Source organism: Occultella aeris, from assembly GCF_902703175.1.
GTDB classification, from domain to species: Bacteria; Actinomycetota; Actinomycetes; order Actinomycetales; family Beutenbergiaceae; genus Occultella; species Occultella aeris.
Map to the genome: position 1 here is coordinate 63,654 of NZ_CACRYJ010000060.1, position 19,392 is coordinate 83,045.

Annotated in this window: 18 protein-coding genes; 13 read left to right on the plus strand and 5 right to left on the minus strand. The window is 71.9% G+C overall.

Features of this window, described 5'->3' with window-relative positions; all coding sequences use genetic code 11:
* Positions 1-105 precede the first annotated feature (105 nt).
* Entirely contained in the window at positions 106-759 is a 654-nt protein-coding gene (locus HALOF300_RS21330; protein ID WP_156742908.1) for a DedA family protein, read from the plus strand.
* Here HALOF300_RS21330 and HALOF300_RS21335 read toward each other — a convergent pair.
* The 5 genes from HALOF300_RS21335 to HALOF300_RS21355 all read right to left on the minus strand — a co-directional run bounded on the left by HALOF300_RS21335 (position 743) and on the right by HALOF300_RS21355 (position 5,086).
* Entirely contained in the window at positions 743-1,561 is an 819-nt protein-coding gene (locus HALOF300_RS21335; protein ID WP_156742909.1) for an alpha/beta hydrolase, read from the minus strand. The genes HALOF300_RS21330 and HALOF300_RS21335 overlap by 17 nt on opposite strands.
* Positions 1,562-1,621: 60 nt before the next feature.
* A complete protein-coding gene (gene def / locus HALOF300_RS21340; RefSeq protein ID WP_156742910.1) occupies positions 1,622-2,266 on the minus strand; it encodes a peptide deformylase in 645 nt (214 codons plus the stop codon).
* A gap of 48 nt (positions 2,267-2,314) precedes the next feature.
* Entirely contained in the window at positions 2,315-2,767 is a 453-nt protein-coding gene (locus HALOF300_RS21345; protein WP_156742911.1) for an SRPBCC family protein, read from the minus strand.
* Between the two features lie 57 nt (positions 2,768-2,824).
* The gene (locus HALOF300_RS21350) at positions 2,825-3,874 is read right to left on the minus strand and encodes a hypothetical protein (protein WP_156742912.1); all 1,050 of its coding nucleotides are present in this window, start codon (positions 3,872-3,874) and stop codon (positions 2,825-2,827) included.
* A gap of 495 nt (positions 3,875-4,369) precedes the next feature.
* On the minus strand, positions 4,370-5,086 hold the full coding sequence (locus HALOF300_RS21355; RefSeq protein ID WP_197522740.1) for a VOC family protein: 717 nt from the start codon (positions 5,084-5,086) through the stop codon (positions 4,370-4,372).
* A 257-nt stretch (positions 5,087-5,343) separates the two neighbouring features.
* Here HALOF300_RS21355 and HALOF300_RS21360 point away from each other — a divergent pair, with 257 nt between their 5' ends.
* The 12 genes from HALOF300_RS21360 to tyrS all read left to right on the plus strand — a co-directional run bounded on the left by HALOF300_RS21360 (position 5,344) and on the right by tyrS (position 18,805).
* On the plus strand, positions 5,344-7,386 hold the full coding sequence (locus tag HALOF300_RS21360) for an elongation factor G (RefSeq protein ID WP_156742913.1): 2,043 nt from the start codon (positions 5,344-5,346) through the stop codon (positions 7,384-7,386).
* Between the two features lie 8 nt (positions 7,387-7,394).
* On the plus strand, positions 7,395-8,453 hold the full coding sequence (argC, locus tag HALOF300_RS21365; RefSeq protein ID WP_197522741.1) for an N-acetyl-gamma-glutamyl-phosphate reductase: 1,059 nt from the start codon (positions 7,395-7,397) through the stop codon (positions 8,451-8,453).
* Complete coding sequence (gene argJ / locus HALOF300_RS21370) at positions 8,450-9,613, plus strand: bifunctional glutamate N-acetyltransferase/amino-acid acetyltransferase ArgJ (protein ID WP_156742915.1); 1,164 nt, start codon at positions 8,450-8,452, stop codon at positions 9,611-9,613. The genes argC and argJ overlap by 4 nt, the downstream gene beginning before the upstream one ends.
* Positions 9,610-10,662 carry an acetylglutamate kinase gene (argB, locus tag HALOF300_RS21375; protein WP_156742916.1) on the plus strand — a complete coding sequence of 351 codons (1,053 nt, stop codon included), beginning with the start codon at positions 9,610-9,612 and terminating at the stop codon, positions 10,660-10,662. Before argJ ends, argB begins: the two co-directional genes overlap by 4 nt.
* Positions 10,659-11,918 carry an acetylornithine transaminase gene (locus HALOF300_RS21380; protein WP_156742917.1) on the plus strand — a complete coding sequence of 420 codons (1,260 nt, stop codon included), beginning with the start codon at positions 10,659-10,661 and terminating at the stop codon, positions 11,916-11,918. The genes argB and HALOF300_RS21380 overlap by 4 nt, the downstream gene beginning before the upstream one ends.
* Positions 11,915-12,871: an ornithine carbamoyltransferase gene (gene argF, locus HALOF300_RS21385; protein ID WP_156742918.1), complete on the plus strand. Its 957-nt coding sequence runs from the start codon at positions 11,915-11,917 to the stop codon at positions 12,869-12,871. Before HALOF300_RS21380 ends, argF begins: the two co-directional genes overlap by 4 nt.
* Positions 12,871-13,404 carry an arginine repressor gene (locus tag HALOF300_RS21390; protein ID WP_156742919.1) on the plus strand — a complete coding sequence of 178 codons (534 nt, stop codon included), beginning with the start codon at positions 12,871-12,873 and terminating at the stop codon, positions 13,402-13,404. Before argF ends, HALOF300_RS21390 begins: the two co-directional genes overlap by 1 nt.
* The gene (gene argG / locus HALOF300_RS21395) at positions 13,401-14,828 is read left to right on the plus strand and encodes an argininosuccinate synthase (RefSeq protein WP_156742920.1); all 1,428 of its coding nucleotides are present in this window, start codon (positions 13,401-13,403) and stop codon (positions 14,826-14,828) included. The genes HALOF300_RS21390 and argG overlap by 4 nt, the downstream gene beginning before the upstream one ends.
* Positions 14,828-16,252, plus strand: coding sequence for an argininosuccinate lyase (argH, locus tag HALOF300_RS21400; RefSeq protein ID WP_156742921.1), 1,425 nt, complete (start codon positions 14,828-14,830; stop codon positions 16,250-16,252). Before argG ends, argH begins: the two co-directional genes overlap by 1 nt.
* Positions 16,249-16,839, plus strand: a complete 591-nt coding sequence (locus HALOF300_RS21405; RefSeq protein ID WP_156742922.1) for a nucleoside/nucleotide kinase family protein — start codon at positions 16,249-16,251, stop codon at positions 16,837-16,839. Before argH ends, HALOF300_RS21405 begins: the two co-directional genes overlap by 4 nt.
* Positions 16,836-17,459 (plus strand): DNA-3-methyladenine glycosylase, encoded by a 624-nt coding sequence (locus HALOF300_RS21410; protein WP_156742923.1) that lies wholly within the window; start codon positions 16,836-16,838, stop codon positions 17,457-17,459. The genes HALOF300_RS21405 and HALOF300_RS21410 overlap by 4 nt, the downstream gene beginning before the upstream one ends.
* Before the next feature lie 86 nt (positions 17,460-17,545).
* Positions 17,546-18,805, plus strand: coding sequence for a tyrosine--tRNA ligase (gene tyrS, locus HALOF300_RS21415; RefSeq protein ID WP_156742924.1), 1,260 nt, complete (start codon positions 17,546-17,548; stop codon positions 18,803-18,805).
* Positions 18,806-19,392: the final 587 nt, after the last annotated feature.

The following is a 19,392-nucleotide window of genomic DNA, read 5'->3' on the forward strand; positions in this document are numbered from 1 at the left end:
GGGTCCGAGCCGGCCTACCCTGAGTGGTCACGGGTGGGATCCCGGGGGCGAATGGGGGGCATACCCCATGGCCGCGACCCCGCCCCGGACGGTTGGCTGGGACGCATGGAATCCCTCCTCGCCGGACTCGCCGACCACTACGGTCCGCTGCTCCTCGCACTCGGCGCGCTCTTCGCGTTCGCGGAGTCGGCACTGGGGCTGGGATTCGTGTTCCCCGGGGAGACCGTGGTGCTCGGCATCGGCGCGGCCACCACCACGGGTGACCAGGTCGCAGTCGCGATCGGGGTGGTCGCGCTCGGCGCCACGGCCGGCGATCACCTCGGCTACCTGATCGGGCACCGGGCCGGCCCGGCCCTGCGGGAGTCGCGGGTGGTGCGCCGGGTCGGCACCCGACACTGGGACCGGGGTACGTCGATGCTGCGCCGGTACGGCGTGCTGGCGATCGTCGTGTCCCGGCTGCTCCCGGCCGTGCGCACCCTGGTGCCGCCGGCCGCCGGCGCTAGCCGGCTCGGCTACGGCAAGTTCCTGGCCGGGTCGGTCATCGGGGCGATCCTGTGGTCCGGGCTCTGGGTGGGCGTCGGCGCCGCCGCCCGGACGGCCCTTCCGCAGGCCGCGGCGGCGCTCGGCACCGCGAGCTGGCTGGTGTTCGGGGGCATCGTCGTCGCCGCGATCGTGGTGGCGGTCACCGTGCACCTGGTCCGACGCCGGTCCCGCCCCGCCGACCGCGTCGCGGCTGACGAGGTCACCGAGTGCGCCTGACAGCACAGCCAGGACTCAGGGTCGGGGCCGGGCCCACGCCACCGCGCGCGAGCCAGTTGAGCCAGGCATCCCGCCAGTCGGTGACCGGCGCGCCGACGTCGTCGGCCAGGCCGAGACCGTGCCGGCCGGTGGGGTAGACGTGCAACTCGAACGCAACGGCAGCATCCCGTAGCGCTGCGGCCATCAGGAGCGAGTTCTCCACCGGGACCGCTGCGTCGTCGGCCGTGTGCCACAGGAACGCCGGGGGAGTGTCCGCATCGACCCGGCGCTCCACGCTCAGGGACGTGGCGAGGGCCTCGGTGTCCGTGTCGCCGAGCAGGTTCCGCCGGGAACCGATGTGGGCACGGTTGACGAGTGAGATGACCGGGTAGCACAGGGTGGCCAGGTCCGGTCGGGCCAGCGACGCCGGGTCCGTACCCTCGCGGCCGGCCAGGTCGGCGCGCTCGGACTCGGTAGCGGTCGCGACCGAGGCGGCCAGGTGACCACCCGCGGAGAACCCGATCACCGCCAACGGGCCGGGGAAGGCGCCGTGCACCGCGGCTCGCAGGTCTGCCAGGGCCAGCAGGACCTGGTCCAGCGCCTCCGGATAGATCGCCGGCGCGACGGGGTACTCCAGGTATCCCGAAGGGATGCCGTGGTCGGCGAGGAACGCCGTGATCACCGCACCCTCGTGCTCGGCCCGCCCCTCGTAACCACCGCCCGGCAGCACCAGCACGAAGCCGGAGGCACCGCCGTCGGCCAGTTCCTTGGCCCGAGGATGCAGAACGAACGGGACGCGCGGAAGGTGACCAACGGCGGACATGCGCAGCACTGTAGGGCACCGCGCCGGCGGTGGGCCCGGCCGTCTCGCGCGAGCGGGACGTCAGGGTGCGGGGTAGGCCGCCGGCTCCTTCGCGAACGCCCGCGAGATGCGTTCGCGGCGCTCGAGGACCTCGTCGCGCATGTCATCCATGTCTCGCAGCACCCGCTTGCGGACCCGCTTGCTGAGCAGGTCGATGTAGAGCTGACCGTGCAGGTGCCCGACCTCGTGCTGGAAGCACCGGGCGAGGTAGTCCCAGCCCTCGAGCTCGACCGGCTCACCGTGCTGGTCGACGCCTCGGACGCGCACGTGCACGGGACGGAACAGGTCCGCGCCGGGCCCGGGCACGCTCAGGCAGCCCTCCTCGCCCTCCTCGGTGTCCCCGTCCAGCACCGTCAGGACCGGGTTCGCGACGTGCCCGACGTGCCGCACCTCGTCGGAGTCGGTGAGGTCGTAGACGAACAGGCGGAGGTCCTCGCCCACCTGGTTCGCCGCCAGGCCGACACCCTCGGCCACGAGCATGGTGGCGAACATGTCATCGATCAGGCCGGCCAGCTCCGGCGAACCGAAGTTCTCGACGTCGCGGCACGGGTGATGCAGGACGTCCTCGCCGACCTCGGTGATCCGCAGCGCCCGGCCACGGGCGGCCTCGGGTGGGACCTCGGGGTAGTTCTCAACGGGGACGCCCTGGAGGTAGGTGGTGCTCATGGCCCCCATTGTTCCGCAACCGCGGCAGTGCCCGTGCGGGCTCGTTGGCTACCCGAAGGCTTCGGCGAGGGCCGCGAGGCGATCGACGGAAGCCTGCAGATTCGCCGCCGTCGTGCTTCGGGCCCGGTCGAACCTCCGCTCGTCGGTGAGGTCGGTCCAGTCGTAGGTGTGCCTGACGAGCGTGGTGCGCTCGTCGGACGGTTCGAGTTCCCAGCGCCACAGGTGACCGGGAGGCGCTTCCCCCGGCGGCGCGGGATTCCATGCGATGCGGCGCCCCTCCTCGAACTCGACGACGTGGTTCTCGCGGACGGCGCCCTTCGTGAGCTCCATCGTGAACACGTCGCCGACCGAGCGCACCCGCTGGCCGGGCGGCGCGTGCCCGAGGTTGTCGTTGCCGTCCCACTCCGGCTGCCGGGCCGGATCGGCGATCAGTTCGAAGATGTCGGCCGCGGGGGCCGCCACCACCTTCGACGCGGTCACGATGCGCTCGTCGTCGCTCATGGGTAGAGCCGACCACGGGCAAGTGCGCGGACGCAAGGATCGCCCGCGCCTCGGATCTCAGTCCCAGCGCACCACGGGTGCGTCGGCGCCGAAGTCGACCACGGGCGCGCCGAGGCTGCCGGCGCTGCCGAAGAGCAGTTCGCAGCGGCCCGACTGGCCGTTCTCCGTGCAGTCGAACTCGACGTCGACAGCACCGATGGACTCGCCGGTCACGATCCTCGGCTCGTCGGAGGTGACGGTCGCCTCGAGCGAGTCGAGGGTCACCTGGGCCTCGGCGGTCAGGGACCGGGCGACCGTGCCCTCGTGAACCGTGGTGCCCTGGATCGTGTCAGGCAGGTCGATACCGCAACCGGCGACAAGAGTCGTCGAGGCGACGCACGTGCTGACCGCTGCGTTGACGAGGGTGCGGAACGCCACGAGTCCCTCCTCGGTCAGGACGACCTCGGCATCGAAGTCAGCCTCGAGGGAATCCACGGAGATGGTCGCCGCCGTCGTGCCCTCAAGCCCGAACCTGGTGTCGGACAGGCTCAACTGGTAGGCGCCGAAGAACACGTCGACGATCGTGGACGTGACTGGGACGCCGTTGACCAGTCCACCCGCGGCAACGAACGGGTCGCTGACGAAGACGGTGCCGTAGCCGCCGGAGATCTCCCACGGGGCGTCGTCGTTCTCTGTGACTGGCCCGGAGACGTTGAAGGTGACGTCGATCTGTTCGTCACCGAGGAGGTACGACACCGGGACGTCGACGACTCCGAGCGCCGTTCCCGGGTCGACCGGACTCACCTCGATCGCGGAGATCGGTGCGATCGCGTTCGATGCCGCGAGCACCTCATCCGTCATGAGTTCAGACGGAGAGGAGTCGATCGAGAGGAACGAGAGTGCCGCTGCGGCGTCCGCATCGGCCAGGGCCTGCAGGTACCCCTGGACTGGAGCGATGGCCGCGTCCGCTCGCGCCTGCGCGGCGGCCTCGGCGGCCGCCTCGGATGCCGCGGCTTCCTCCGCAGCGCGCTGCTCCGCGCGCCGGGCGTTGGTGACCGAGAGCACGACGACGAGCGCGATGACGAGGACGACGGCGCCGATGATGCCGAAGAGCATGCCCTTGCGCATCGGCTTGCGCTTCGGCCTGGGCGGCGGGGCGGCAGCGGGCGTCCACTGTTGCTGCTGCGGCGCCTGGCGGAGGCCCTGTTGCCATGGCTGTTGGGGTGCGGGTGCGGTGCCCTGTTGCCAAGGCTGTTGGGGTGCGGGTGCGGTGCCCTGTTGCCAAGGCTGTTGGGGTGCGGGTGCACCGCCCTGCTGCCACGGCTGCCCACCGCTGCTCAATGGCCACGGACGACTCCCGTCCTGCGGTTGTGGCTGGCCCGGCGGCGACCACGACTGCTGCGTCGGCGGCTGGCCCGGGTGCGGGTCTGGCTGGTGTCCAGGCTGCTGTGCGTCGTGCCCCACGGCCACTCCTCGCCCCTGTGCAGGGCCCTCGTCGCTCGTAGGTCACGGGTGCGGGGCCGCTCGCTTTCCCGCGGATCGTACCGGCACCTCCGGGTGCGCCGCGCGCAGTCGCCACGCACCGCACGAGCAGGGCCCTGCACGCACCGCACGAGCGGGGCCTCAGCCGGTCTCGGTCCTCCCGGACTCGATCGCGGACTCCCCGGCAGTGACGTCCCCCTCGTCGTCCGCCGAGAACTCGGCTCCGTCGGGCCACGCGCAGATGCACACCTTGTTGCCGGCCCGGTCGGCGAGGATCCAGTGACCCGGTGCGGCGTCGTGCACCACGATCCCGCCGGCCGCCACGGCCGCATCGAACCGAGCCTGCGAATGCTCGCGCGCCACGGAGACATCGATGTGCATCGCATGCCTCAGCGGCTTGGTCTCGTCCAGGTCCTGCATCCAGACCGTTGAGCCGTGGCCGAGCGGGTCGACACCGTTGTCGTCGGCCACAGGGTCGTAGCCGAGGACGGCCCGCCAGAAGCCGACGTCGATCGTCTCGGGCTTCGCCGCGATCGCGAGCTGGACCTCATGGACCGCCGCGCGATCAGCCGGTGCGCCGTGCCGCCCGGCCGTGGCCGAGACCGCCCTGGCCAGGCCGACGTGCTCCGGCTCGAGCGCCCACAGGTCCCGGGTGAGTCGCACCGTGAGCCGGTCATCCGCGATGGTCAGGAGCCGGCCGGAACCCTCGAAGCCCGCGACCTCGGCGATCGCCGCCGCGAGCCGCACTGAGTCAGCGAGCGAGCCGGTCCGGAACACCGCCGTCGCGCCGCCGTGCAGCACGACCCAGTCCTCGACGCCGGTGGCCTCGAGGAAGTGACGCCAACCCTGCTCACTCATGACCGGACCTCCGGGTCTGGTGGTACGACCACGATCCTGCCTGATGCGATGCGCGAAGGTGCGCAACGACGCGGTGGTATCGCGTCGAGGCTCGATGGCGTCGGAGCTCGATGTAAATCGCGTTGACACTGCGCCGGGCACGGCCGCAGGATCGTCGGGTCCTGTCCGAATAGTTGACAGGTTCCCCGACCGGAAGAACGGAGCCACCATGCGCGAGTTCGTGTGCCCAGCCACTGCCGACCTGCACACGAGGAGCCATGGACCGTTCGAACTCGCAGAGATCCGCATCACCTGACGCCGACCCGAGCAAAGCCTCGGATCCGCCCGCCGCGGGTGCGCCGCCCCACTCGGGCTCACGCCGGCTCAACCTCGGCGTACTGGCCCATGTCGACGCCGGCAAGACCTCTCTGACCGAAGCGCTGCTGCACGCCGGGGGAGCGATCGACCAGATCGGCCGGGTGGATGCCGGCACGACCCAGACGGACACCCTTGCCCTGGAGCGGCAGCGCGGTATCACCATCCGCTCCGCCGTCGCGTCGTTCAGCGTCGGCGATCTCACCGTCAATCTGGTGGATACACCGGGCCATCCGGACTTCATCGCCGAGGTCGAGCGGTCGCTGGCAGTTCTGGACGGTGCGGTCCTGGTGCTCTCCGCGGTCGAGGGCGTGCAGGCCCAGACCGTGGTGCTGTACCGGGCGCTGCGGCGCATGGGCGTGCCGATGGTGCTGTTCGTCAACAAGATCGACCGATCCGGAGCGGCGCCCAGGAGGGTCCTCGACGAGATCCGGCTCCGGTTGGGCTCGTCGGTGGTGCCGTTGACCCGCGTGCTCGGCGCGGGCGCACCCGCGGCGCAGAGCCAGTCGCTCGCCTGGGACGAAACGGTGGTGGCGGAGGATCTGACGGCTCGGCTGGCCGAGCATGACGACGAACTGCTCGCCGAGTGGGTCGCCGTCCCGCCTCCGGTCGGCGTGGCGCGACTGCGCATGAGTCTGGAGCGGCTGACCCGCGCCGGAGCCGTCGAACCGGTCGTGTTCGGCTCGGCCCGAACCGGTGCCGGAATCACCGAGCTGATCGACGCGGTGACCCAGTTCCTCACGCCGCCCGCCGGCGATGACGCAGCCCCTGTGTCGGCGCAGATCTTCAAGGTCGAGCATCCCGCGTCCGGAGGACGGCAGGCCACGGTGCGGATGCGCGCCGGCGTGCTGCGCCTTCGGGACCGGGTGCCGCTCGGTGGTGGCCGGTCGGCGACCGTGACGGAGCTCGAGGTCTTCGAGCCGGGCGGGCCGGTGCGGCGTGATCGGGTAGCGGCAGGGCAGATCGCCCGGGTCCGAGGCTTGGACTCCGCGCAGATTGGTGACTGGATCGGCTCCGGACCCGCGCCCGCCGCTCGGTCGGTGCTGCCCAGGCCGGGGTTCGAGACCCGTGTGGCTGCGCGTGATCCTCGCAAGCAGTACGACCTGCGCAAGGCGCTGACGGAGCTGGCCGACATCGACCCGCTGATCTCCGTGCGGCCCGACCGGGGCGCCGTGCGGATCAGCACCTACGGGGAGGTGCAGCAACAGGTCCTGGCCCAGACGCTGGCTGCCGACTTCGGCATCGATGCCGCCTTCAGTGGGACCACGGTGGTGTGCGTCGAACGACCGTCGAGCACGGGGACGGCCGTGCGTCGGATGGGTGACCCGGACCACCTGTACGGCTACTCCCTCGGGGTGCGCATCGTGCCGGCCGCGCCGGGCAGCGGCGTCGACCTGGTGGTCGAGGCACCGCGTGCCGGGCTTCCGTTGCACGTGTACGCCACCCTCGACGGCTTCCGGTCGGCGATGCTGGGCTACCTGGCGGAGCCCCTCGGATCCGGACCGCGCGGCTGGCCGGTCACGGACCTCAGGGTCACGGTGATCGAGAGCGACTACCCTCCGGCCGGTCCGCGCGCGTCCGACGTGCGGCACACCACGGAGGTCGTGGTGCGAGAAGCGCTCGACCGTGCGGGGACCACCGTCTGCGAGCCGGTCGACCGGTTCACCGTCGAGGCACCGATCGGCACCCTCGCCGCAGTCCTCGCCGTGCTCTCCCGGCACGGCGCAACGCCGGATGCCACCGACGGCCACGGCCGTTTGGCCGTGGTGACGGGAACGGTGCGAGCCGCCGCGGTCGGCGCGGTACGGGCCGGTCTGCACGGCGCCGCGAACGGACAGGGCGTCCTGGAATCGGTCCCGGACCACTTCGCGCCCATCGTCGGTGGCGGATGGTCGGACCGGGCCACCGATGATCGCGGCTGGACAGGCATCCATCCGACTGTATAGTTATGCACATGCCTGTATCTGTCGCGATCGCCGGTGCCAGTGGCTACGCCGGCGGCGAGGTTCTGCGCCTGCTGCTCGGTCACCCAGAGGTCACCATCGGCGCGCTCACCGCCCACAAGAACGCCGGTGACCCGGTCGGGCTGCACCACCCGCACCTGCGTGACCTCGCCGAGCGCCGGTTCGTCGAGACCACGGCCGAGAACCTGCTCGGCCACGACGTCGTGGTGCTCGCCCTGCCGCACGGTGCCTCCGGCGCGATCGCGGCCGCCCTCGAGGCGGCCGGGTCCGAGGCCCTGGTGCTGGACTGCGGCGCCGACCACCGGCTCGTGGACGCGGGGGACTGGGAGGCGTTCTACGGCTCTCCCCACGCGGGCACCTGGCCCTACGGGCTGCCCGAGCTCGTGCTCGCCGACTCCGGCACCCGCCAGCGTGAGGTGCTGCGCTCGGCCCGGCGGATCGCGGTGCCCGGCTGCAACGTCACCGCCGTCACCCTGGGCATCCAGCCAGGTATCGCGACCGGGGTGGTGGAGGCGACCGACCTGGTCGCGGTCCTCGCGAACGGGTACTCCGGCGCCGGCAAGGCGGCCAAGACCCACCTGATCGCCTCCGAGGCGCTCGGTTCCGCGGTGCCCTACGCCGTCGGCGGCACGCACCGGCACATCCCCGAGATCGAACAGAACCTTCGCGCGGCGGGCGCCGAGCAGGTGCGGCTGTCGTTCACCCCGACGCTGGTGCCGATGGCCCGAGGCATCCTCGCGACCACGACGGCGCGCCTGACCGAGGGCATCGACTCCGCCACGGTCCGGGCCGCCTGGCAGACCTACTACGCCGACGAGCCGTTCGTGCACCTGCTCCCCGAGGGCCAATGGCCCACCACGGCCGCCACCGTCGGCGCGAACACCGCTCTGGTCCAGGTGGCCGTGGACGCCCGGGCCGGCCGGGTCGTGACCGTCTGCGCGATCGACAACCTCGTCAAGGGCACCGCCGGCGGTGCCATCCAGTCCATGAACCTGGCCCTCGGCCTGCCCGAGACCATGGGCCTGCCCACGAACGGAGTCGCCCCGTGAGCATCACCGCACCCGCCGGGTTCCGCGCCGCCGGCGTCACCGCCGGCCTCAAGTCCTCCGGAAGACCCGACCTCGCCCTGGTCGTCAACGACGGGCCCGACCAGGTCGGCGCCGCGGTGTTCACGAGCAACCGGGTGGTCGGCGCCCCGGTGATCTGGTCGCGCCAGGCGGTGACCGACAACATCGTGCACGCCGTGGTCCTGAACTCCGGCGGCGCGAACGTGGCCACCGGCCCGGACGGCTTCGCCCACGCCCACGCCACCGCCGAGAAGACGGCCGCCCTGCTCGGCGCGTCCGCGGCCGACGTGGTGGTCTGCTCCACCGGCCTGATCGGGGTGCCGTTGGCGGCCGACAAACTGCTCGCCGGGCTCGACCGGGCCGTCGACGGCCTGTCCGTGGACGGCGGCCCGGCCGCAGCGACGGCGATCATGACGACCGATACGGTGCCCAAGCAGGTGCTGGTCGAGGCGGGTGGCTGGTCCCTGGGGGGCATGGCCAAGGGTGCGGGCATGCTGGCCCCGTCGCTGGCGACCATGCTCGTGGTGCTCACCACCGACGCCGTGGTCGACGCCGCCACCGCCGATGCCGCGCTGCGGGCGGCCACCGCCACCACGTTCGACCGGATCGACTCCGACGGCTGCATGTCCACCTCGGACACCGTGGTGCTGTTGAGCTCCGGCGCCAGCGGCCATACCCCGGAGCCCGCCGAGTTCGCCGAGGCCGTCCAGTCCGCCTGCGCTCAGCTCGCCAGGGCCCTGATCGCCGACGCCGAGGGCGCCAGCCACGACATCGCCGTGCAGGTGGTCGGGGCCAGCGACGAGGCCGCGGCGGTGGCCGTGGGCCGCGCGGTCACCCGCTCGAACCTGTTCAAGGCCGCCATGTTCGGCAACGACCCGAACTGGGGCCGGATCATTGCCCAGGTGGGCACGGTCCCGGAGGAGGTCGCGCCGTTCGACCCTGCCGAACTGGACGTGCGCATCAACGGGCTGCTGATCTGCCGGGCCGGGGGCGCCCACGAGGACCCGGCGCAGCTCGACCTGGCCGCCTCCCGGGAGGTGCACGTGGTCATCGACCTGCACGCCGGCGACGCCACCGCCACGATCTGGACCAATGACCTCACCCACGACTACGTCCACGAGAACAGCGCGTACTCCACATGAGCGAGCCCACCGACAACCAGCTCATCGACGGTCCCACCCAGCGCCCGGACCCGACCGCCGCCGTCGGCCCGGACGCGACCCCCGCCGTCGACCCCTCGTTCGTCTTCAACACCGAGACGGACCTGTTCCCGCACCAGAAGGCCGAGGTGCTCGTCCAGGCCCTGCCGTGGCTGGAGGAGTTCGCCGGGGCGATCGTCGTCATCAAGTTCGGCGGAAACGCCATGGTCGACGCCACCCTCGAGCGTGCCTTCGCCGACGACATCCGGTTCTTCCGGTACGCCGGTCTGCGGCCCGTCGTGGTGCACGGCGGCGGCCCGCAGATCTCGGCCATGCTGGCCCGGCTCGGGATCTCCTCCGAGTTCCGCGGCGGCCTGCGGGTGACCACCCCCGAGACCATGGACGTGGTCCGGATGGTGCTCACCGGGCAGGTCCAGCGTGACCTGGTCAGCCGCCTCAATGAGCGCGAGCCGCTCGCGGTCGGGCTGTCCGGGGAGGACGGCGGCCTGTTCCGCGCGGTGAAGCGGCCCGCCATGATCGACGGCCAACCCGTCGACGTCGGCCTGGTCGGCGACGTCGTCGAGGTGCGGCCGAAGGCCGTGCAGGACCTGCTCGACGCCGGCCGGATCCCGGTGGTCTCCACGATCGCGCCCGATGGCGAGAACCCGGGTGACGTGCTCAACGTGAACGCGGACACCGCCGCCGCCGCGCTGGCCACCGCGCTCGGCGCACAGAAGCTGGTGGTGCTCACCGACGTTGAGGGCCTGTACGCGGCCTGGCCGGACCGGACCTCCCTGATCCGCTCCATCGACGCGGACTCCCTGGAGGAGATGCTGCCCGGTCTCGAGTCCGGGATGGTGCCGAAGATGGAGGCGTGCCTGCGCGCGGTCCGCGGCGGCGTGCGCCAGGCACATGTCATCGACGGCCGCCAGCCGCACTCGCTGCTGCTGGAGATCTTCACGAACGAGGGCGTCGGCACCATGGTGCTGCCGGTGGCCGACGGCACCACCGAGGTTGCCGAGCCCAGTGAGAACGAGGAGGACGACGCGTGAGCGAAGTGATCGACGCAGCCACCGGCTCGCTGACCCAGGACGACTGGCAGCGCCGGTACGCCGGCGCGCTGATGAACACGTTCGGGCCGCCGCAGCGGGTGCTCGTTCGCGGCGAGGGCTGCTATGTGTGGGACGCCGACGGCAACCGCTACCTCGACCTGCTCGCCGGCATCGCGGTCAACGCGCTCGGCCACGCCCACCCCACGCTGACCGGGGCGATCAGCGCCCAGCTCGGCACGCTGGGGCACATCTCCAACTTCTTCGCCTCGCCCACCCAGATCACGCTCGCCGAGCGGCTACTCGCCCTCGTGGTCGACGGCGGCGCACCGGCGGGCGGTCGGGTGTTCTTCACGAACTCCGGCACCGAGGCGATGGAGGCCGCGTTCAAACTCGCGCGCCGCCACGGCGGCCCGGACCGGGATCGCATCCTGGCCCTGCAGGGCGCGTTCCACGGCCGGTCGATGGGGGCGCTCGCCCTCACCGCCAAGGCCGCGTACCGGGAACCGTTCGAGCCGCTGCCGGGCGGGGTGGAGCATCTGCCGTTCGGTGACCTCGCCGCCCTGGAGGCCGCGTTCGCCGACGGCGGTGGGCGGGTCGCGGCGCTGATCGTCGAGCCGGTCCAGGGGGAGGCCGGCGTGCGCGCGCTGCCGCCGGGGTACCTGGCCGCGGCGCGTGAGATCACCTCCGCGCACGGGGCGCTGCTGATCCTCGACGAGGTGCAGTCCGGCATGGGCCGCACCGGTACCTGGATGGGCCACCACCTGCCGCACATCGGTGGGGGAGTCGTCCCCGACGCAATCGCGCTCGCCAAGGGTCTCGGCGGCGGTTTTCCGATGGGCGCGCTCGTCGCGGTCACCGAGGAGGCGGCCACGCTCCTGACCCCCGGCCAGCACGGGACCACATTCGGCGGCAACCCGGTGGCCAGCGCCGCCGCCCTCGCCACCATCCACGTCATCGAGCGCGACGGGCTGCTAGCCAACGCGACGACGGTGGGGCAGCACCTTCGCACCGAGATCGCAGCGCTCGACCACCCGCTCGTGACCGGATGCCGCGGCGAGGGCCTGCTGATCGCTATCGAGCTCGCCGAGCCCGTGGCTCCGGCGGTCGCCGCCGCCGCGTTGCGCCGCGGCTATATCGTCAACGCGGTGGCACCGGACGCGATCCGGCTCGCCCCACCGCTGATCCTGACCACCGCGCAGGCCGACGCCCTCGTGGCGGACCTGCCGACGATCCTCACGGAAGCGAGTGCCGCATGAGCCTTCGCCACTTCCTCGCCGACGACGACCTGACCAGTGCCGAGCAGCGCGAGGTCCTGCTGCTCGCGCTCGCCACCAAGGCGGCCCGGCACGCGTTCCGGCCGCTGGCCGGCCCGCAGGCCGTCGCGATCATCTTCGACAAGCCCACCCTGCGCACCCAGGCGTCGTTCACCGCGGGGGTCGCCGAGCTCGGCGGCTACCCGATGCTCGTCGACGGCAAGCTCGCCCAGGTCGGCGTCCGGGAGTCCGTTCCGGACGTCGCGCGGGTGCTCGGCCGGATGACGTCGGCGATCGTCTGGCGCACGTTCGGGCAGGACCGGATCGAGGAGATGGCGGCGCACGCCGGGGTGCCGGTCGTGAACGCGCTCACCGACGACTACCACCCGTGCCAGATCCTCGCCGACCTGCTCACGATCGCCGAGCACACCGGTGGCCTGTCCGCCTCCGGTCCGGCGCTCGCCGGTCGCTCGTTCGCCTACGTCGGCGACGGCGCCAACAACATGGCCAACTCCTACCTGCTCGGCGGCGCGGTGGCCGGTCTGGACGTGCGGATCGGCGCGCCCGCCGACTACCACCCGCACGCGGACATCGTGGCCCGGGCCACCGCGATCGCACGCGAGAGCGGCGGATCGGTCACCGTCACCACCGACCCGGTGGAGGCCGTCCGTGGCGCGGACGCCGTCGCCACCGACACCTGGGTGTCGATGGGACAGGAGGCCGAGTCCGAGGCACGCGAAGCGCCCTTCCGGGCCTACCAGCTGAACGACGACCTGCTCGGCCAGGCTGCGCCGTCGGCCATCGCGATGCACTGCCTGCCCGCCTACCGCGGCAAGGAGATCACCGACGAGGTGATCGAGGGACCACGCTCGGTCGTCTGGGACGAGGCCGAGAACCGGCTGCACGCGCAGAAGGCGATCCTGGCGTGGCTGCTCGAGCGGCTGGTGCAGCAGTGATGACGATCCCGGCGACCAAGACGGCCCGGCACGCGCTGATCCGGCAGGTGATCGAGGCGGGCGCGGTGCGCTCCCAGGGCGACCTGCAGGCCCTGCTCGCCGACCGGGGCATGAGTGCTACCCAGGCGACCCTGTCCCGGGACCTGGACGAGCTGCGCGCCTACAAGGTCCGGGGCGGCGACGGCAGCCAGCACTACGCGCTACCGCCCGAGAGCGGGCTCGGCTACGCCGGCGGCGACACCGAGCAGCTCGCCACGCGCCTGGCCCGGTTGTGCACCGAGCTGCTCGTCTCCGCCGACGTCTCCGGGAACCTGGTGGTGCTGCGCACCCCTCCCGGCGCGGCACAATTCTTGGCATCGGCGATCGACCACTCCGTCCTGCCCCCGGTGATAGGCACGATCGCCGGGGACGACACCGTGCTGGTGATCGCGGCCGAAGCAGCGGGTGGACCCGTGGTCGCCCAGCTGTTCCTGGATCTGGCCGGTGGCCGCGATCCCGATAGAGACACGACGACCCCTGAGGAGAACCGGTGAGCAAGGTACTGACGGAACTGCCGGTCGGCGAACGAGTAGGCATTGCGTTCTCCGGCGGTCTGGACACCTCGGTCGCGGTGGCCTGGATGCGGCACCACGGGGCGATCCCGTGCACCTACACCGCCGACCTCGGCCAGTACGACGAGCCCGAGATCGAGAAGGTCCCGAGCCGCGCCATCGAGTACGGCGCCGAGCTGTCCCGCGCCGTCGACTGCAAGAGTGCCCTGGTCGAGGAAGGGCTGGCGGCGCTCGCCTGCGGTGCGTTCCACATCCGCAGCGGCGGCCGCGCCTACTTCAACACCACCCCGCTCGGCCGAGCCGTCACCGGCACCCTTCTGGTGCGCGCCATGCAGGCGGACGGTGTCGAGATCTGGGGCGACGGGTCCACGTTCAAGGGCAACGACATCGAGCGGTTCTACCGCTACGGGCTGCTCGCGAACCCGTCCCTGCGGATCTACAAGCCGTGGCTGGACCCGGCGTTCGTGTCCGAGCTGGGCGGCCGCGCGGAGATGAGCGAGTGGCTCACCGATCACAACCTGCCCTACCGGGACAGTGCCGCGAAGGCCTACTCCACCGACGCCAACATCTGGGGCGCCACACACGAGGCGAAGACCCTCGAGCACCTGGACGTCTCCCTGGAGACGGTCGACCCGATCATGGGTGTGAAGTTCTGGGACCCGGAGGTGGCCATCGAGGCCGAGGACGTGACCATTGCGTTCTCCCAGGGCCGCCCGGTCGAGATCAACGGGCGCCCCTTCGCCGACCCGGTGGCGCTCGTGCACGAGGCGAACACCATCGGTGGCCGGCACGGGCTCGGCATGTCAGACCAGATCGAGAACCGCATCATCGAGGCGAAGTCCCGCGGTATCTATGAGGCCCCCGGGATGGCGTTGCTGCACATCGCCTACGAACGGCTGGTGGCCGCCATCCACAACGAGGACACCATCGCCAGCTACCACGCCGACGGCCGGCGGCTGGGACGGCTGCTGTACGAGGGCCGCTGGCTGGACCCGCAGGCGCTCATGATCCGCGAGTCGATCCAGCGGTGGATCGCCTCCGTCGTCACCGGCGAGGTCACCCTTCGGCTGCGGCGTGGCGAGGACTACACGTTGCTGCGCACCGACGGACCCGCCTTCTCCTACCGCCCCGAGAAGCTGTCGATGGAGCGCACCGAGTCCGCGGCCTTCGGTCCGACCGACCGGATCGGTCAGCTCACCATGCGCAACCTCGACATCGCCGACTCGCGCGACAAGCTGGAGATGTACGCCAGGCAGCCGGTGAACCAGGGGCAGGTGCTGGTCGAGAACGGCACGCTCTTCGGTGAGCTGCCCACCGGCGGCGCCGCCGTCATCACGGCCAACCCGACGGTCGCGGACGACGAGACCGCTCTGGAGAGTGCGGCCATGGAGGTGGGATCCGACTGATGGCCGAGCACACCACGTCCGGCGCGCTCTGGGGTGGGCGCTTCAGCGGTGGACCCGCCGACGCGCTCGCCGCCCTCAGCAAGTCGACCCATTTCGACTGGCGCCTCGCGCGGCACGACATCGCCGGCTCCCGGGCGCACGCCCGCGTACTTCACGGTGCCGGCCTGCTGACCGAGGACGAGCTGGCCGGCATGCTCGCCGCCCTGGACGCACTCGACGCGGACGTCACCTCCGGCGCGTTCGTGGCCGCTGACGGCGACGAGGACGTGCACAGTGCCCTCGAGCGGGGTCTGATCGAGCGGGCCGGGCCGCAGCTCGGCGGCAAGCTACGCGCCGGGCGGTCCCGCAACGACCAGATCGCCACCCTGGTCCGGATGTATCTGCGCGAGCAGGCACTCCTGGTCGCCGGCGGGGTGCTGGACGTGGTGGACGCCCTGATCGCGCAGGCGCAGGCACACCCGAACGCGCCCATGCCTGGGCGCACCCACCTGCAGCACGCCCAGCCGGTCCTGCTCGCCCATCACCTGCTCGCGCACGCCTGGCCGCTGCTGCGGGACGTGGACCGGCTCTGCGACTGGGACGCCCGCGCGGCGATCTCGCCGTACGGGTCCGGGGCGCTCGCCGGTTCCTCTCTCGGCCTCGACCCGGCCGCTGTGGCCGCGGACCTCGGCTTCGACGCCCCGGTGGCGAACTCCATCGACGGCACGGCCGCCCGGGACGTGGTGGCCGAGTTCTCGTTCGTGACCGCGATGATCGGGGTGGACCTGTCCCGGATCTCCGAGGAGGTCATCCTCTGGGCCACGAAGGAGTTCGGTTTCGTCACCCTCGATGATGCGTTCTCCACCGGCTCCTCGATCATGCCGCAGAAGAAGAACCCGGACGTGGCCGAGCTCGCCCGCGGCAAGGCCGGCCGCCTCATCGGCGACCTGGCCGGACTGCTGGCCACGCTGAAGGGCCTCCCGCTGGCCTACAACCGGGACCTGCAGGAGGACAAGGAGCCCGTGTTCGACGCCGTCGACACACTCGCTCTGCTGCTGCCCGCCGTCGCTGGCATGGTCGCGACCCTGACCTTCCATGTCGACCGGCTCGCGGAGCTCGCCCCGCAGGGCTTCGCCCTCGCCACCGACATCGCCGAGTGGCTGGTGCGTCAGGGCGTCCCGTTCCGGGATGCCCACGAGATCGCCGGCGCCTGCGTGCAGGCCTGCGAGGGGCGCGGCATCGAGCTCTGGGACCTCGGCGACGACGACCTCGCCGAGATCAGCGAGCACCTCACCCCGGGGGTACGGGACGTGCTCAGCGTGGCCGGCTCCATCGGCTCCCGCGACGGCGTCGGTGGCACCGCCCCCGAGCGGGTCGCCGAGCAGCTCGAGGTGGCGCGCACCACGTCCGCGCAGCGGCGCGCCGGCATCGCCGCGATGCGGTGACCCGGACGCCCTCCGACGGCGCGGCCGCCACCGCAGAGACCGTCGCCGCGATCGTCGCGGCGGCGGCCGCGGCGGGGCCGCACTGTGGGCGGACCACGGTGATCGCCATCGACGGGCCGGCCGGCTCCGGCAAGACCAGCCTGGCCGCCGCCCTCGCGCCCGTTCTGGACGCCCGGACCATCCACATGGACGATCTCTACGAGGGCTGGTCCGGACTCGCGGCGGCCGGGGACCGGCTCACCGAGGAGGTCCTGGCGCCGATCTGGCTCGGCCGACCGGGCCGATACCGGCGCTACGACTGGCACTCCGAAGCGTTCGCCGAGTCCCACGAGGTCCCGATCGCCGACCACCTCGTGGTCGAGGGTGTCGGGTGCGTGCGGGCGTCCTCGCGCCGGTTCCTGTCCGTGATCGTGTGGGTGGAGGCCGACGACGACGTCCGGCTGGCCCGCGGCCTCGCCCGTGACGGCGTCGCCGCGGAACCGCACTGGCGGAGCTGGATGAACGCCGAGCGTGACCTGTTCGCCCGCGTCGGGACCCGCGACCTCGCCGACGTGCACGTGGACGCCTGGGGCCGGCTGCGCCCATGAGAGGCGCCCTCGACCTGTCCCGGCGCAGCACCGAGTTCGCGTCGGAGCTGTTGGGCGCCACGCTCACGTCCCGGGTCGGCGGGCACGAGGTCACCGTCCGGCTCGTGGAGGTCGAGGCCTACGAGGGCACCGATGATCCGGGCTCGCACGCCTACCGCGGCCCGACCCTGCGCAACGAGGTGATGTTCGGGCCGGCCGGGCATCTCTACGTGTACCGACACCTCGGGCTGCACCACTGCGCCAATCTCGTCTGCGGGCCCGACGGCGTCGCCTCCGCGGTCCTGCTGCGCGCCGGCGAGGTGGTCGCCGGGACCGGCGAGGCCCGACGGCGTCGGCTCGCCTCGGGCGTGTGCCGCGCCGATCGTGACCTCGCCAGGGGACCGGCGCGCCTGGCCGTGGTGCTCGGACTCACCCGAGAGCACAACGGAGCCGTCGTCACCCAGGGCGGTGACGCCGTCGGGCTCCTGAGCCTGGACCGCGGCGAGCCGCCGGCGGCCGTGGCCAGCGGCGGCCGGGTCGGCGTGAGCGGCGCCGGGGGAGACGCCGAGAGGTTCGGCTGGCGGTACTGGGTCGACGGTGACCCCCACGTGTCCGCCTACCGGTCCGCCGGTCGCCGTTAGGCTCGCACCTGGCGGGCAACCCGCCGCACCCCACGCGGTTCCGACGTATCCGCGTGTCACTCCACCCGAGAGGCAGAGAAGTAGCCGTGAACGACATCCTCGACGAGCTGCGCTGGCGCGGTCTGATCGCCCAGTCGACCGATGAGTCGGCGTTGGCCGACGCACTCGCGGCGGGGCCGGTCACGTACTACGCCGGCTTCGACCCCACCGGCCCGAGCCTGCACCACGGGCACCTCGTGCAGCTGGTGCTGCTGCGACACCTGCAGCGTGCCGGCCACCGGGCTCTCGCCCTCGTCGGCGGCGCCACCGGCCTGATCGGCGACCCGCGGATGTCCGGCGAGCGAACGCTGAACACGAAGGAGGTCGTGGCCGAGTGGACGATGCGTCTGCACGCCCAGATCTCCCGGTTCCTCGACTTCGAGGGCGACAACCCGGCCACCATGGTGAACAACCTCGACTGGACCGCGCCGCTGTCCGCGATCGACTTCCTGCGGGACATCGGCAAGCACTACCGGCTGGGCACCATGCTCGCGAAGGACACGGTGGCCCGCCGGCTCAGCAGCGACGAGGGCATCAGTTTCACCGAGTTCAGTTACCAGATCCTGCAGGGCATGGACTTCCTGGAACTGAACCGGCGCTACGGCTGCACGCTGCAGACCGGCGGCAACGACCAGTGGGGCAACCTGCTCTCCGGCGTGGACCTGATCCGCAAGGCGGACGGTGGCACGGTGCACGTGCTCACCACCCCGCTCATCACGAAGGCGGACGGCACCAAGTTCGGCAAGACCGAGGGCGGTGCGGTCTGGCTGGCCCCGGACATGATGAGCCCGTACGCCTTCTTCCAGTTCTGGGTGAACACCGACGACGCCGACGTGGTGGGCTACCTGAAGATCTTCACGTTCCTCGACCGGGAGCGGATAACCGAGCTGGAGCAGGCCGTCGCCGACGCACCCCGCGCCCGTGAGGCCCAGCGGGTGCTCGCCCGTGAGGTGACCACGCTGGTGCACGGCGCGGACGCCACGGCCCGGGTCGAGGCCGCCTCGGCGGCCCTGTTCGGCGGCGGGGATCTGCACGACCTCGACGCCGGAACGCTCGCGGATGCCGTGGCGGAGGTGCCGCGGGGCACCGTGGTGCCGGGGGAGTCCACGATCGTGGATGCCCTCGTGGCCGCCGGCCTGGAGAAGGGACGCAACGCCGCCCGCCGCGTGGTCGGTGAGGGGGGCGCGTACCTGAACAACGTGAAGATCTCCGACCCGGAGCAGATCATCACCGAGGGGGACCTCCTCGCCGGCGGTGTCGCCCTGGTGCGCCGTGGGCGTCGGAGCCTGGCGGTCATCACCCGCTGATCGACCCGCACCCGCTGCCCGATGCCGGCCGGCCTGCCGAGGACCCTTGGGTCCCGGCGGCCGGCCGCGCTCGTTCCGGCGAGCGGCATCACCCGGCCCGGGCCGGATCGTGACTCAGGTCACTGGGACCAGTTCCTGCCGGATCCGGGCCGAAGCCGAGACCTACGAGTTCCACCGAACGGACGTTGCCGCAGGTCAGAGGCCATCAACGCGACCCGAACGGGTGCCCGTGGGGCGCGCTGCGGGTGATTTGACCCCTGCGCCGGCACGACGTAATGTTTCACCTCGTTGCCCCGACAGGGAGGAACGGACACCGAGAGGTGGACGGTCCCGGATAGAGGGCACGAACCCCCGGCAGTCACCCGATGCGATGCATCGAGGAGCGACAGGACGGGCCTTGGACCACAGTCCACGCAGCAACTCCATGCCCACCGGCAGTAAGCACGAGCCGGAACGCAGGATTTGACGGCGAGGGTGCGGGAGGCTAAGGTAGAGAGGTTGCCCCAGCGAGGATCCGATCGGGTCTGGGTTGGTGCGCGTCCGCTCCTTGAGAACTCAACAGTGTGTCATATGATCGATGCCGAATA